This window comes from Anaeromicrobium sediminis, from assembly GCF_002270055.1.
In the GTDB taxonomy this organism is placed as follows: Bacteria; Bacillota; Clostridia; order Peptostreptococcales; family Thermotaleaceae; genus Anaeromicrobium; species Anaeromicrobium sediminis.
Genome location: NZ_NIBG01000016.1, coordinates 52,488 through 68,161 on the forward strand (window position 1 = coordinate 52,488; position 15,674 = coordinate 68,161).

Sequence of the window (15,674 nt, forward strand, 5' to 3'; positions counted from 1 at the left end):
AAGACAGGGTTATGATAACCAAATAGTAAGTGCCTATCCACCTTCGGTAACTGGCTGGCATAGTGTAAGATACACCTTAGCCCCTATAGCTTTGCGTCACTGGATTTCACCAGTTTTGCCATTATCGAGTTTTTGTTGCACTTGATTCTTATTTAAATTTTATAATCAAACTAACTATACAACAATAGGTCTTTGGACCTGCTTGCGACAAATTTAGACTTTGAAATGAATTTAAAAGTGATACTTGTAGAGGGCTGATAAATAGTAAAATAGCTTTTGAGAGAAGGATTAACCACTTAAATTAAAACTTAAAAACATAGGGTAAAGTAATTTTTTACAATAAAGTAAAAAAATGTAAAAAATAATAAATACTATTACAATAATACATAAAATTTTTTTCAAAAACGTATCATTGGATACGTAAATTTTATGTATCTTATACTATAATGAGAATAAATATCAAAAGAAAAAGGAAATCATTGCTAAAACGGAAGTGACCATTATATTACAAAAGGAGAAATATTATGTATAGTTTAGGAATTGATATTGGATATGCTTCTATAAAGCTAGTAATTATAAATGAAAAAAATGAAATAAAAGAAACAAGATATATTCTCCATAAGGGAGATATGGGTACAGTATTATTAAAAGCACTTGAAGAAGTGGGAGAATTATATGGTAAGGATAATATTAGCCATATTGGACTTACAGGTGAAGGAGCAAAGAGATTTGAAAAATTAAATAAAGACCTTTGGTTTAACGAAGTCTATTGTTTAGTTGAAGGAAGCCTAGGAATAAACGAAAATATAGGCTCTATTATAGAAATTGGAGCACAGAGTGCAAAATATATATATGATGTGTCAAATAGGGATAAATCAAGAATTGGATTTGCTATGAATTCAAGTTGTTCAGCAGGAACAGGGTCATTTCTAGAAGAACAGGTATCTCGTTTAGGTCTTAAGTTAGAAGATTATTCTGAGTATATAAAAAAAGCCACTTCTATTCCTAGAATTGCAGGCAGATGTAGTGTGTTTGCAAAGACAGATATTATCCATCACCAACAAGAGGGAATAAAGACAGAGGATATGTTGTTAGGATTGGCTTATGCCCTAGTAAGAAATTATAAGGGTAGTGTTATTAAAAAGACTCCAATTAAGAAACCCATTATCTTTGCAGGAGGAGTAGGACATAACGAGGGAATTATTCAGGCTCTTAAGGATATTTTAGATCTTGAAGAAGGTGACCTTATTATTCCAAAAGAGTTTCCTGTATTTGGAGCCCTAGGTGCAGCAATAAATGTAAAAGAAAAGGGTCCTACAGTGACCTTAGATGAATTAATTAAATTTCTAGTAAAAGAAGGTGAGAATCCATCCTTTAGGAAGATGGGAAATGACTTTAATCAAAAACCATTACACTTACGTGGTAAGAGAGAGATTTTAAATAAACATAGGTGTAAGACTATAGGAAAAGATGAAAAAGTAGATGCGTATTTAGGAATTGATATTGGCTCTACTAGTACAAACCTAGTTTTAATGGATGAAGAAAATGAAATAATTACTTATAGATATTTAAGAACCCTAGGTGACTCTCTTAATGCAGTACAAAAAGGATTAGGATCCATATATGAAGAATTTGGTGACCGTGTAACCATAAAAGGCATGGGAACTACAGGATCTGGTAGATATTTAGTAGGGAAGAAGGCAGGATCAGATGTGATTGTAAATGAGATTACAGCCCAAGCTAAGGCAGCCATAACTATAGATCCAGAAGTAGATACCATCTTTGAAATTGGAGGTCAGGATTCAAAATATATTCAGATTGAAAAGGGCGTTGTTGTAGATTTTGAAATGAACAAAATCTGTGCTGCTGGAACTGGATCATTCATTGAAGAGCAGGCAAAGAAATTAGATATTGCCATAGAAGACTATGGAGATTTAGCACTGAAAAGTGACAACCCTATATATTTAGGGGAGAGGTGTACAGTATTCATAGAAGGGAACATTGCTAATGCATTGGCTGAGGGTGCAAAGAAGGAAGATATAGCTTCAGGACTTAGTTATTCCATTGTAAATAACTATTTAAATAGGGTTGTGGGAACAAAGAAGGTTGGGAAAAAAATATTTTTCCAAGGTGGAGTAACTAACAATCAAGCCGTAGTAAATGCATTTGAATCTGTACTAGGAAAGGAAATAAAGGTTCCTCCTTTCTTTAGTGTTACAGGGGCATATGGTGTGGCCATTTTAACTAAGGAAAAGATGAAAGGTCAATCAACAAACTTCAAGGGATGGTATCTTGATCAAAATGTGAAAGATGAATCACTAGAAGTAAGTCCTAAGGAAAAGCATAGTTGGATTGAAGAAAAGATGGAAAAACTATTCTTAAAAGGATACACGGGAAAAATTGATCCTTCTAAGAAGACAATAGGGATTCCAAGGGTCCTATTTTTACACAAATTATTTACAATGTTTAATGTGTTCTTTAAGGAGTTAGGATTTAATGTTATTCTTTCCGATCAAACTAATTCGCATATTGTAGGATTGATTCAAGTCTATTCCTTAGATGAAACTTGTTATCCAATTAAACTTATTAATGGTCACGTGGCTTCATTACTAGACAAGGGTGTTGATTATATATTCCTGCCTAGTCTATATACTATGAAGCATGCAAATTCAAAGACTAGGGAGGATTATTCTTGTACATTTATGCAGACAATTCCCCAAATGGTGAATTCTGTCATGGACCTAGAAAATAAGGGTATAGAATTACTTGCACCTGCCCTTTCATTTAAATTTGGTAAGAAATATATGGCTAAAACATTAATGGATATGGGTGCCCAATTAGGAAAAGGAAAGATAAAGACAATAAGTGCATTACAAAAGGGAATGGGAAGACTTATGGAATATGAAAATGAAGTTGAAAAATTAGGTAAAGATATTATAGATAATTTAAAACCTGATGAAAAGGCCTTTGTTATCATTACAAGAACATACAATATTGTGGATAAGGGACTTAACATGGGAATTCCACAAAAGTTAAGAGAAATGGGTTATAAAGTGTTGAATCTATCCAATCTTCCAGCCCATGATCATGATATATCTAAGGAATATCCTAATATGTATTGGCCCTTTGGTCAACATATCATATCAGGAACTCAGATTGTAAAACAAAATCCTAACCTATATGCCATATACTTATCAAACCACGGATGCGGGCCAGATAGTATGATAGCCCATTACGTTAAGGATGAAATGAAGGGCAAACCATATTTACACATAGAAGTTGATGAACATGAATCTAGTGTGGGTGTAATCACTCGGCTAGAGGCCTTTGTAAACAGTATAGATGGAATAACATCTTCAGGGGAAGAAATTCTTCCAATTGAAAAATATTCTAAGGTTGTTAAGCATAAAAATGTAAATATTGGCTCAAATAGTCAAGGAGTAGGAAAACTATATATACCTTATTTATTTCCCTATGGATGTATATATAAAGAGATTTTTAAGAATAAGAGAATTGATGCAGAAGTTCTGCCTATGACAAATGAGGCTTCTCTCAAAATTGGGAAATCATATTCCATGTCTAAGGAATATTTATCATGCTTAGGGTTAATTGGAGATGTGATGAGCAATATTGATGAAATTAGATCTAATAAGGGGAGTATATATATACCAAAAACTGAGGGAAGTGAAGTCTTTGGTCAATACAATCGTCTTCTACGTCAAAAGTTAGATGAGGCCAATTATGAAGACGTGAAGATTGTTTCCCCATTTATGGAAGACATGTTAATAGATGAAACTCACTATGGAATAGATATGGGTCTAGGTACCATTGCAGGTGACTTGGTGATGACATCGCATATAGAGGTTCGACAAGAATATTTAGATAAAGTATGTGATCTTATTAAAAGAGGTAAATTAAATGAACAGAATTTAAAGGAAATGGCTAAGGATATATATGAAGATTTAAAGAAAAGGAATTATTTAAAAAGAGTGTTGGCCCTAGGAGAAGTTAATATTCTCTTCCAACCATTTCTTAATGAATATAGATTAAAAAAGATAGAAGAGGAACATATAAAGATAATATACCAACCTTTAGGAGAACTATTGTGGATGAGATGGAATGACTATTTTATTAAGGAGAAGAAGAAAAATAAGAGTATGAAAAAACACCTATATGAGTTACAAAACATAATGGGTGAGCTGCATCATATATTATGTGAACATAGTCCATACGATAAGGATTTAGGCGAGTTTGTAAATGGGGCAGATAGTAAATTAAAACTATATGCAGGAGGAGATGGAAGATACAGATTTACTAAATTATATCGCCATCCTGAAAATATTAACGGTATTATGACTATTGGTTCCATGTATGAAAATACGGCTACCATATTGAACATATTACAAAAGAATTTTGAAAATGAGGAAATACCACCAATAATTAATCTAGATTTTGATGGAACTAAGCATAATACTATGGAAACTAAAATAAATACTTTTATACACTATATATAATAATTAAGGAGGAATTGTAATGGAAAAAAGAAAGTTTATAAAAAATATACCCTTTGAAGAGGCATTAGTTATGAAGGAGTTAGTGACTTATGAAGAGGGAAGAGTTGTAAGTAGAACATTAGTACAAAGGGATAATTTAACTATGACTTTATTTGCTTTTGATAAGGGCGAGGGAATAAGTACTCACTCTGCACCAGGAGATGCTATGGTATATATATTAGATGGTAAGGTAGAAATAAGTATTGGAGACAATCCGAAACTATTATTAGAGGCTGGACAGACTACAGTAATGCCTGCTGATATACCTCATGGTTTAGAGGCCGTTGAGAATTTCAAGATGTTACTAATTTTAGTGAAGTAATTATGAAGACTAGTAGGGTTTAAATTATTTAAAATTGAAAAAATAAACGTTAGATGTGAAAAGGCAATGGATTTTATAAGTTATCCATTGCCTTTTTTAACACATTTAAATCTTTTATTGTTATGGAATGGGAATCATAGTTAATAAGATTATCTTTTCTCATCTTATTTAACTCCCTAGATAGGGAAGTCCTTTGAACTCCCAATATTTCAGCTAACTCCTTTTTAGTCATATTTAACTGGATAGTATTAGACTTTTGAGTGTGGTACTCACAATTTAAAAAATCTATTATGGATTCCCTTAAGGATTTCATAGATATGGATTTTATCTTATTTGTTAATATGAAAGTTTTATCAGATACACATTTTAAAAACTCAATTAAAAACCTTTTATTATCTTGACAAAGATCTAATAGAAAATCCTTTTGAATATGTAATATAACCGTATCTAATTTTGCAAGTATACTCATAGGATAAGTATTGTTATTTCCAAATAATAAGTTAGAACCAATAGATTCTCCCACATGAAACTCTGCTATAGTAAGTACATTTCCATTTTCATCAATTCTTTGAACTATTATTTGACCTTGTAAAACCACATCTAGGGTAGAACATTCTTCACTTTCCACATGGATTATACTGTTTTTATTATACTCACAAATCCTGTGACTATTTTTATTAAATATGTCTATAAGCTCTTCTTTAGAAAAATCTTTAAACAGGTTATGTAGTTGTAAGATATGTATATAATTTGATAACTCCATAAAATTTTCTCCCATATATATAAATTAGTTACCATGGTAACTGCTAAAATATATTTTAAATTATATTATATAATTAACAATATTTAAAGGAGGAAGAAAACCATGTTAGAAAAGGTTTATGAATATAAGATGTTAAATGAAAAGATAATTGAAAGGATAATAGATGATGAGAATGTGGCACTAAATCATATGATACTTACAAAGGGAACAGGACTGCCTGAGCATTACTCAAATTCTAATGTATATATGATAATTATAAGAGGGACAATGACTATTCAACTAGGAGATGAAGAGGCACGCACATATGAAGCTGGAAAGCTTTTAAATATTCCCTACAATGTGAAGATGAATGTGAAAAATTTTGACGATGGAGTTTTAGAGTTCTTTGTAGTAAAGGCTCCAAATCCTAAAAATTATAAAAGTGAATAGATTAATATAAAAAAGATAAATCTTAATATTTTCTTTATATTTTTCTGATATGATATAAAATATCCCCTATTATTATAATAGGGGATATTTTAATGTATGAGTATAGACTTTATAATAGAGTTAAAGAAAGATATTACGGGCAATATTATATGAGTACTGATAGATTGTAAATATGGGAGAGATATGAATGAAGAATATACTGATTGTGGATGATGAAATTAAAATTACAGAGCTATTAGAGGCCTTTTTAAAAGTAGAGGGTTATAATATTTATAAGGCCTATGAGGGAAAGGGTGCCTTAGATATATTTGAAAGGGAAGAAATTCACCTTATAATATTGGATCTGATGCTTCCAATAATCAGTGGAGAAGACATATGTAAAAAGATTAGGGCTAAATCTGATGTTCCCATAATTATGCTTACAGCAAAGGTTGATGAAGAAAATAAAATAGAAGGTCTAAGTATAGGAGCCGATGATTATATAACAAAGCCCTTTAGTGCAAGGGAACTTGTAAGTAGGGTGGCAGCTATTATGAGAAGAGCTTATAAGGAAGATAATCCACAGGCTCAGAAGTTTGCATTTAATGATGGGGATTTAGAGGTGGATATGAAGTTATTAACTGTAATGAAAAAGGGAATGAAAATTAAGTTTACACCAAATGAATTTAAAATACTAAAAATATTAATTTCTAATAGAGGTACAATTTTATCTAGGGATACTCTTGTGGAAAAGGCATTTGGGATCGATTTTGATGGTATTGATAGAACTGTGGATGTTCACATAAAGAATATAAGACATAAGATAGAGGACAATCCTAAGGAGCCACAGTATATTGAAACGGTTTATGGCATGGGATATAAATTTAATTTTTAGGGGTGGAGTATGGAGATAAAACTTATAAATAAATTAATAATTAGTTTTTTAATCGTAATATTACTATCTACTGTTTTGGGTCTTGCCATAAGTAATTATAAAATAGATAAGAATTTTGAGAAGTACTTAGAAGATAAAAAAAATAAAACTGTTGCTACTGTTGTTGATATTGTAGAGAATAATTGTGATGAAGAGACTGCTATAGAGCGTTCACAGGATATAGAGCTACTTGCTAAAAGTGAACAATTGTATATTAGGGTGGAAGATTTAGATGGAAAGATTACCTTTGAAACAAAGAAGAACTATGTAAATGCTATGAAGGATGAATCAACTATGGATTCTAATGATATGATACAAAAGACCTTTGATCCTAAATATTACAAGGAAGAAAAATATGAATTAGTAAAGTATAATAGAAAAATCGGGAATGTGATTATAGGATACTATGGTTTAGATAATTGTACTAGTCGTGATTTACAGATGAAGGATACCATAACTAATACTTTAATAGAAACGGCCCTTGGGACATTAATGATAGGAATAATAATAAGTATATTTTTAGCAAGACACTTTTCTATCCCTTTAAAAAATATGACTAAAACTACAAATGAAATTAGAAAGGGAAATTTAGATGTATGTTTAGATGAAAAGAGTAGCACCTATGAGATAAATGAATTGTCTAATGCAATTAAATATCTAGTAAAGAGTCTTGAGAATAAGGATATGCTTAGGAAAAGACTTGCATCTGATATGTCCCACGAAATTAGAACTCCTCTAATGACTTTACAAAATACCATGGAGGCATTTTTATATGGAGTCTGGGAGCCTACAAAGGAAAGGCTTGAAAGTTGTTATGAGGAGACCATAAGACTTTCCAAATTAGTGGATAGACTTAAGGACATAAATAAATTAGAAGAGGAAAGTATAAAGTTAAATATGAAGGAGTTTAATATTACAGATGAACTAAATCAGCTATTAGAGTTATTTAGACCCCAATATGAAAATAAAAATATTAATCTGATTTTTAAATCTGATGGAGACATATTAATAAATTCTGACAAGGATAAAATAAAGCAAGTTATAGTTAACTTACTTAATAATGCTTATAACTATACAGATAAAAATGGTAAAGTGGAAGTGACACTAGAAAAAAGGGACAAGAATATAGTCATAGCTGTTAAGGATAATGGTATAGGTATATCTAAAGATGACTTACCATTCATATTTGAAAGGTTTTATAGAATTGATGAGACTAGGAACAGAAAAACAGGAGGCATGGGAATCGGGCTAACTATATCAGAAGCACTAGTTAATGCCCTTGGTGGTACTATTAATGCTGAAAGTAAATTAGGTGAAGGGTCTATATTTATTGTAAGGCTACCAATTAAAAATTAACTTTCATGTTTATTAGACTATTAAAGGGTATATATTAAATAAAATATTATCCTATTAATATATCTTTATATTTTCTTTACAATGTTTTGTTAAAATATAGGAGAACCCAAAAAATATTAGATAAGGGTTAATATATGGTTTAGGAGGAACGTATATGGGATTATTAGGAGATGTTTCATTATCCATAGCCTTTGGGGCTGGATTTTTATCTTTTTTCTCACCCTGCATACTTCCATTAATACCAGTGTACATCATGTATATTACTGGTATCAGCATGGAAAATGAGCTAGAGGAAAGAAAACTTTATGTACTAAAGAGAACTATTGGTTTTGTCATAGGATTTACAATTATATTCATGATAATGGGTACATCTGCTAGCTTTATAGGAAAAATATTTGTAAGGAATAAAATACTTTTTTCTAAAGTAAGTGGATTGTTAACTATAATATTTGGATTAAAGATGATGGGTATTTTAAAACTTAACTTTTTAAGTATGGAAAAGAAATTTAAAGCCCCACAAAAGATTACTAATTGGTTTAGTGCAATTTTAGTGGGAATGGCCTTTGCCGCTGGATGGACACCATGTTTTGGCCCAGTTTTGGCATCTATTCTTATTTATGCAGGAGGAACGGCTACTGTTTCAAAGGGAGTTTATCTATTAGGTATGTACTCTTTAGGAATGGCCATCCCTTTCCTTGCAACGGCCCTGTTTAGTAATTATTTAAGTAAATTTATGTCCAGGGCAGAAAAGTTTGCAGTATATATTCCTAAAATTAGTGGCTTTATGATGGTGGTATTTGGAATATTAGTTTATTTTAATCTAGTTGTTAATATAAGTAGATTATTAATATAAGGGGGAGGAAAAGAATGACTAAGAGAAATATTATTATAGTAATTCTAGCCATTGGATTAGTGGTAGGATTATACTATGGAACGAAGGTGGAAACAAGTCCAGAGAAAACTAATACTGCACAAGAGGAAAATGTAGAAAAAGCTCCTGAAGAAAAGGCTGATGAAAAACCTAGCGCAGAAGAGGAATTAGCCGTTGGTAAACCAGCACCAAAATTTACTCTTAAGGATTTAAATGGAAAAGACGTGTCCCTTAGTGATTATAAAGGCAAGATAGTCTTAATAAATTTCTGGGCCACATGGTGTGCTTATTGTGATATGGAAATGCCTGATTTAGAAAAGCTGAATAAGGAAAATGATGACCTGGTAGTGTTAGCTGTTAATGTACGTGAAGGTAAAGATATTGTTGAGAAGTATATTAAAGAGGGTAAATACACATTCCCTGTTGCACTTGATGAAAGTGGAGATGTATCAGCTAAATATTTAGTTAGTGCGTTCCCTACAACTTACTTTGTAGACAAAGAGGGACTGTTATTAGGAGCAGTACCAGGAATGATGACAGCTGCCCAAATGGATGAAATAGTTGGAAATATACGAGCGGAGATTGAGAAGTAAGATGAGCCCATTTTTCTTCTCTTATAAATCAATAACTATAACATGGTTTATGTTTATAACTACGGTAGCTATTTTCATAAGTTATTTTATAGCAGGCTCATTAGCTAAGGAACATGAGCAAGATAAAAATAAAATAGAAGACATATTCATGATTACATTAGTCAGTGGACTTATTGGAGCTAGACTTACCTATGTACTAATGAACATGGACTTATATAGGGAGAATATGTTTGACATATTAAAAATGTCCCATTACAATCTTTCATTCATGGGAGGAATAATAGTAGGATTAGTGATATTAGGAATTTGTTCTTTAAAATATAAAATTCCATTAGAAAAATTATTAAGAATTTTTATCACACCCTTTTATTTTTCCATGGCCATAGGAGTATGGACATTCATGTTTGATAAACTTTCTTTGCCTTTAAATCATATGAAAAATGGCCAAAGGGGAATTTTATATTTATCTATCATGTTTATAATTGGTATCATAATAGAATTGAATTTACCAAAGAAAAGTAATTATAAGTTTGTATCAAGTATAATAGCTTGTTTACTAATACTTTTATATTATAAAATATTATAGATTATATATTAAGGCTAAGATTCTTATGAAATATGAAAGGCTACTATGAAAATACAAAAAGACAATGGAATTTATAATTAAATCCATTGTCTTTTAAATTTTTGCCAGCTTTAATTAGCATAAGAAAATATGAACAAATATTGCAGAAATATGCAGAATTATGACATAATTATAATATAAGAAATAAATGAAATTTATTTATCATATTTAAAAGAGCTAAATAGTTAGTGGGACGGAGAGATATTATGAAATCAAAATTTTTATATATTTTACCTATATTCATCTTATGCATATTCATATTTATACTGGGAAACATCCATGCAGAAGAATCACAGTCTAAGTATAATATAAAAGAAATACGAGTTATTGCAGATGAAGACTTTCCTCCATATATTTTTAGGGATGAAAAGGGAAATTTAAAGGGCATACTTGTGGATCAGTGGGGTCTGTGGAGCAGGAAAACTGGAATTGAAGTAAAGATACATGCTATGAATTGGAAACGTGCACAAAGGCTCATGAGAGAAGGACAGTATGATGTTATAGATACTATATTTAAGAATGAAGAGAGAAAAAAGATTTATTATTTTTCAAATCCATATGCAGATATTGAAGTATCAATATTTTTTAATAAAAATATATCAGGAATAACGGATATTAAGTCTTTAAAGGGTCTTAAGATTGGGATAAAAAAGGCAGATAGTAATATTAGTCTATTAGAAGAAGAGGGGATTACTGAATATGTAGAATTTGATACCTATGAATCCATTATAAAGGCTGCCAAAAACAATGAAATTAATGCTTTTATAATGGGAAAGCCTGCAGGGATGTACTATATGTATAAGTATAATATGCAGAGGGATTTTAGATATACTCACCCCCAACATATAGGAAATTTTCACCGAGCTGTGAAAAAAGAGGATATACATATTTTAAATGCTATTAATGAGGGCTTTTCTCAAATAAATAAATTGGAGTACGAACAAATCTATAATAAGTGGTTTGGATTTGAATATAGGAGTCCAGAACTTGTTCTTTATATAAAGCTTTTTATTAGTGGCGTTTTAATTATAGGATTTGTTTTAATTATTTGGAGTATTACATTGAAAAAAGCAGTTGAAGAAAAGACGTTAGAGCTTACAAACACTGTAGATAAGCTTCAGAGAAGTGAAAATCGAATCAATGCCATTTTTAAAGCGTTGCCGGATTTATTTTTCATACTAAACCGTAAAGGTATTTTTATTGATTATCAGGTAAATGATCCTAAAAAATTAGAGTATGGACCAGAGAAATTTTTAGGTAAATCCGTTTCACAAGTATTTCATAAGGACCTTGCACAAAAACTTATGGTTCCTATAAAAGAGAGCATTAGGTCAGGCAATACTCAAATGGTAGAATATACATTAGGACAAGGAGAAGATATACAATATTTTGAAGCAAGGATTATAAAATATGATAGGGACGAGGCCCTTGCTATCATTAGAGATATAACAGAAAGGAAGCTTTCTGATATGAAGATATATAATATGAGCATAAGGGATGCCATGACGGGACTTTATAATAGAAACTATTTTGAAAGAGAAATGGAAATAAGAAATGGTCAGAATAATTTAAATCAATCTGTAATAATATGTGATCTAGATGGATTAAAGTTTATAAATGATACTTTAGGACATGCAACTGGAGATGAATATTTAAGAATAGCTACAGACATTATAAAATTTTGCTTTGAAAAGAAAAATACTGTAATAGCTAGGATTGGTGGGGACGAGTTTGGAATCTTAATGAAGGATATATCGGAAGAGGATGTACTGAAGACAAAATATAAACTAAAAGAATTGTTAGAAGACATTAATAGGAACAAGGTAATCCCTATAAGCATTTCCTTTGGATATTCTATTTCACAGGGGAATAAGAGGGATTTAAAAGAAATGTTTAAGGAAGCAGATACCTTTATGTATAAGGAAAAACTTCACCATAAGCAAAGTTCAAAGAGCGATCTTGTGAATGTTCTTATGAAAATGCTTGAAACAAGGGATTTTATTACGGAAGGTCATTGTGATAGACTTCAAATACTGTCAGCAAAGCTTGCTAAGGCAGTTGGTATGACAGACAGTAAAATTCAAGATATTTTACTTTTTTCTAAATTTCATGATATAGGTAAAATTGGTGTTTCAGATAGGGTGCTTTTTAAGCCAGGAAAACTCACAGAAGAAGAATTTGAAGAAATGAAGAGACATACTGAAATCGGTTATAGAATTGCTCAATCTTGTCCAGATATTGCACATCTAGCTGATTGGATATTGAAGCATCATGAGTGGTGGAATGGAGAAGGATACCCCTTTTGTTTAAAGAGGGATAAAATCCCTATAGAATGTAGAATTCTTTCAATTGTAGATGCATATGATGCCATGACAAGCGACAGACCTTATAGGAAGGCTTTAAGTAAAGAGAAAGCAATAGATGAATTAAAGCGCTGTAGCAGAGTTCAATTTGACCCATATTTAGTAGAGAAGTTTTTAAACATATTATAAGATTTTGAACCTAAATAAATAATCCCAATTATAGGGGAATACTGTTTGGAACAAAAAGTATTTTTATGTTGTTGAAAAATAATAGATAGTAATAATACATAGAGGGTGGTGCTAAGCTGCCCTTTTTAATATAACAAGAGGATTAAAATAATATATTGAATATAATTGTAGTATAAATTAAAAATAAAATTCCATTGAATTTAAAAAAATAGAGTAGCACTTAATAGTATAGCCAAAATTTGCTATAATATCTGTATAACCCATATTATAGGAGAATATGTGACATGTTTAGATTGATAAATAGTTGAAATATATAGAAAATTGAGACACGTGACTGAATAGATGAAAAGAGACATTTTTTAGGGTGAGTGGAGTGGTTGAAATGTATAAAAAAAATATTAAGGGAATATTAAATAACTTAGGATTTAAAGTTGGAACTTATATGTTATTGGTTGCAATTGTGCCATTGATGATTTACTTAATCTTGAATAATATAGTTATTTCTAAGTATTTTTTAGAAATAGAGCAGACAAGCATAATGTCTAAAACACAGAAGGCAAATAAAATTTTTCAATCAGAGGCATTAGATTTAGAAGAACTAGCAAAAGATAGTGGTGTATGGGATGTTTTTTATGAAAAAATAGAAGAAAAAGACATTGAATGGTTTAAAGGAGATTATTCGGGGTGGCTCCCACATGTTTTTAATATAGATTTGATACTCATAGCTAATAAGAATAGAGAAATTATGGACCAATATGGATTAAAATATAGGAACGATTCACAATTATTTGCAGATAATACAATTAGTAGTATATTAAAGGGAGATTACGATGAAAAGAAGAATTACCCTCATGGGATAAAGAGGTATAATGGAAATCTATACATTATAGGAACTTCACCTGTTCTTCTTTCAGATTATGGAGGACCCTCCAGAGGGGTAGTTGTTTTTGGAAAAAAAATTACTCCTAAATTTCTTCAAGATATAAAGGACAAGTTTGGATACCATATCTTTTTTTCCTATGGTAATGAATTTGTTTCAAATACAGAAATCAGTAAATACATAGAAGAGCATTTTCATACAATTAGTAAATCAAATAATAAAAAAACAATTGAGTTAGGAAAATCTAAGATTGTTGGAAGCATTCCAATTAAGGATATTTCTGACGAGAAGGTAGGTCATCTTTATATTCTTGAATCCAGGGATATATTTTTGTCCACACTTAGTTTAATACGAAAGAATGCTCTTTGGATTTTCATTTTATCTTGCAGTTTAAGTCTATTCTTAGGTATTAAGTTAAAAAATATAATTGTTAACCCTATGAAAGATCTAGAAAATCAAATTAATAAAATGACAGAGAAAGGCTCACTTATAGATGTAAAAACAAAAGGAACAAATGAATTTATTAATCTTTCTATTAATCTTGGGAAAACCTTAAATCAAATGGCTGATAGTATTTACCGCCATAAAAAAGAGAACAAAAATCTCAGGATGATTTCCAACACAGATGGACTGACTTCATTATATAATCATAGATATTTCTATGAATGTTTTAATAAGAAAATAACAGAAGGGCGTAGACCAATAACTGTTTTATTTTGTGATATTGACAAATTTAAATTAATAAATGATATTCATGGACACATTATTGGGGATATGATTTTGAAAGAAGTTGGAAATATTATCAATAAATCAGTACAAGGAAATGATTTAATTTTTAGATATGGGGGAGAAGAGTTTGCCGTATTATTGGATAATTATACTTCAGAAGAATCTTTTGGTATAGCAGAAGAGATTAGAATTAATATTGTAAGATCTAGAATACTTCAAAAGTATTCTGGAGATTTACCAGTTACCATTAGTATTGGTTTGGCATCCTATCCTACTGATTCATTAGATGCAAAGGATTTGATTGAAAAAGCTGACAAGGCCCTGTATTTTGCAAAACAAAATGGTCGTAATCAATGTTGTATCTATAAGGAAGAGATAAATGAAGTATTACTAGAAAATTCTGCTGAGTTTGCAAAGCAAGAAATCTTGATAGACTCTGCATTGGCCATAGGTGCAGCCATTGATGCTAAGGACGTATATACAGGTAAACATTCCGAGCTGGTGACAAAATATTCACTTTTACTTGCTGAAAAACTTCAGTTGTCAGTACAGGACAAGTATGTGATAAGAATAGGTGCATTATTGCATGACTGCGGAAAAATAGGAATTCCTGATGATATTATTCACAAACCAAACAGACTAACCGAAGAAGAGTTTAATATAATCAAAAATCATACTATACTAGGAAATAATATTGCAAAACATTTTGTAAAAAATCCAGCAATTATTGCTTGTGTTAGAAACCATCACGAAAGATGGGATGGAAAGGGATATCCCGATGGACTGTCAGGTGAGAGCATTCCTATACATGCTAGAATAGTGTGTATTGCAGATGCATACCATGCCATGGTATCTAATCGTCCATATAGAAAATCCTTGTCTAAAGATGTAGCCTTTGAAGAATTAAGAAATAACAAGGGAACTCAATTTGATCCTGAATTAGTAGATATATTTATTAAAACAGTACAGGAAGATTTACTTTAGTACGAACAGAACTTATATTTTATTGTCAAAAGCCTTCTCAAACAGAGAAGGCTTTTGAATTTACCCAATTTTTATTTACTATATATTTAGTAGTACAAATTGTTATAAAAAATTTTAAAAATAAAAATGGAACTTTTTTATTATTCAGTGCGTCAAACTTGTGT

At 30.7% G+C, this 15,674-nt stretch carries 11 protein-coding genes and 1 riboswitch; of the genes, 10 read left to right on the forward strand and 1 reads right to left on the reverse strand.

Going from position 1 to position 15,674, the window contains the following annotated elements:
* Window positions 1-42: 42 nt before the first annotated feature.
* A riboswitch (cyclic di-GMP riboswitch) is annotated at window positions 43-130 on the reverse strand.
* A gap of 394 nt (window positions 131-524) precedes the next feature.
* Together CCE28_RS15695 and CCE28_RS15700 are read left to right on the forward strand one after the other, a co-directional pair.
* Window positions 525-4,514: an acyl-CoA dehydratase activase gene (locus CCE28_RS15695; RefSeq protein ID WP_095134680.1), complete on the forward strand. Its 3,990-nt coding sequence runs from the start codon at window positions 525-527 to the stop codon at window positions 4,512-4,514.
* A gap of 19 nt (window positions 4,515-4,533) precedes the next feature.
* Entirely contained in the window at window positions 4,534-4,875 is a 342-nt protein-coding gene (locus CCE28_RS15700; protein ID WP_095134681.1) for a cupin domain-containing protein, read from the forward strand.
* Between the two features lie 73 nt (window positions 4,876-4,948).
* Here CCE28_RS15700 and CCE28_RS15705 read toward each other — a convergent pair whose 3' ends face one another.
* Complete coding sequence (locus tag CCE28_RS15705) at window positions 4,949-5,638, reverse strand: Crp/Fnr family transcriptional regulator (RefSeq protein ID WP_095134682.1); 690 nt, start codon at window positions 5,636-5,638, stop codon at window positions 4,949-4,951.
* A 102-nt stretch (window positions 5,639-5,740) separates the two neighbouring features.
* Between CCE28_RS15705 and CCE28_RS15710 the strand changes: the two genes are divergently transcribed.
* From CCE28_RS15710 to CCE28_RS15745, 8 genes are all read left to right on the forward strand, one after another.
* Window positions 5,741-6,067, forward strand: a complete 327-nt coding sequence (locus tag CCE28_RS15710; RefSeq protein WP_095134683.1) for a cupin domain-containing protein — start codon at window positions 5,741-5,743, stop codon at window positions 6,065-6,067.
* A gap of 187 nt (window positions 6,068-6,254) precedes the next feature.
* The gene (locus CCE28_RS15715) at window positions 6,255-6,941 is read left to right on the forward strand and encodes a response regulator transcription factor (protein ID WP_095134684.1); all 687 of its coding nucleotides are present in this window, start codon (window positions 6,255-6,257) and stop codon (window positions 6,939-6,941) included.
* 9 nt (window positions 6,942-6,950) lie between these two features.
* Window positions 6,951-8,336 (forward strand): HAMP domain-containing sensor histidine kinase, encoded by a 1,386-nt coding sequence (locus CCE28_RS15720; RefSeq protein WP_095134685.1) that lies wholly within the window; start codon window positions 6,951-6,953, stop codon window positions 8,334-8,336.
* 154 nt (window positions 8,337-8,490) lie between these two features.
* Window positions 8,491-9,189, forward strand: a complete 699-nt coding sequence (locus CCE28_RS15725) for a cytochrome c biogenesis CcdA family protein (protein ID WP_095134686.1) — start codon at window positions 8,491-8,493, stop codon at window positions 9,187-9,189.
* Between the two features lie 14 nt (window positions 9,190-9,203).
* Complete coding sequence (locus tag CCE28_RS15730) at window positions 9,204-9,800, forward strand: TlpA family protein disulfide reductase (protein WP_095134687.1); 597 nt, start codon at window positions 9,204-9,206, stop codon at window positions 9,798-9,800.
* The gene (locus tag CCE28_RS15735; RefSeq protein ID WP_207652911.1) at window positions 9,790-10,386 is read left to right on the forward strand and encodes a prolipoprotein diacylglyceryl transferase family protein; all 597 of its coding nucleotides are present in this window, start codon (window positions 9,790-9,792) and stop codon (window positions 10,384-10,386) included. Before CCE28_RS15730 ends, CCE28_RS15735 begins: the two co-directional genes overlap by 11 nt.
* A gap of 245 nt (window positions 10,387-10,631) precedes the next feature.
* Window positions 10,632-12,917: a diguanylate cyclase domain-containing protein gene (locus CCE28_RS15740; RefSeq protein ID WP_095134689.1), complete on the forward strand. Its 2,286-nt coding sequence runs from the start codon at window positions 10,632-10,634 to the stop codon at window positions 12,915-12,917.
* Window positions 12,918-13,299: 382 nt separating this feature from the next.
* On the forward strand, window positions 13,300-15,510 hold the full coding sequence (locus CCE28_RS15745; RefSeq protein ID WP_095134690.1) for a diguanylate cyclase: 2,211 nt from the start codon (window positions 13,300-13,302) through the stop codon (window positions 15,508-15,510).
* The last annotated feature ends 164 nt before the right edge of the window (window positions 15,511-15,674 follow it).

Bases quoted from the DNA above. Each gene is read 5' to 3' on its own strand.
- CCE28_RS15715 (WP_095134684.1), top strand. From the start codon at position 6,255: ATGAAGAATATACTGATTGTGGATGATGAAATTAAAATTACAGAGCTA.
- CCE28_RS15740 (WP_095134689.1), top strand. From the start codon at position 10,632: ATGAAATCAAAATTTTTATATATTTTACCTATATTCATCTTATGCATA.
- CCE28_RS15720 (WP_095134685.1), top strand. From the start codon at position 6,951: ATGGAGATAAAACTTATAAATAAATTAATAATTAGTTTTTTAATCGTA.
- CCE28_RS15695 (WP_095134680.1), top strand. From the start codon at position 525: ATGTATAGTTTAGGAATTGATATTGGATATGCTTCTATAAAGCTAGTA.
- CCE28_RS15730 (WP_095134687.1), top strand. From the start codon at position 9,204: ATGACTAAGAGAAATATTATTATAGTAATTCTAGCCATTGGATTAGTG.
- CCE28_RS15745 (WP_095134690.1), top strand. From the start codon at position 13,300: ATGTATAAAAAAAATATTAAGGGAATATTAAATAACTTAGGATTTAAA.
- CCE28_RS15705 (WP_095134682.1), bottom strand. From the start codon at position 5,638: ATGGAGTTATCAAATTATATACATATCTTACAACTACATAACCTGTTT.
- CCE28_RS15725 (WP_095134686.1), top strand. From the start codon at position 8,491: ATGGGATTATTAGGAGATGTTTCATTATCCATAGCCTTTGGGGCTGGA.
- CCE28_RS15710 (WP_095134683.1), top strand. From the start codon at position 5,741: ATGTTAGAAAAGGTTTATGAATATAAGATGTTAAATGAAAAGATAATT.
- CCE28_RS15700 (WP_095134681.1), top strand. From the start codon at position 4,534: ATGGAAAAAAGAAAGTTTATAAAAAATATACCCTTTGAAGAGGCATTA.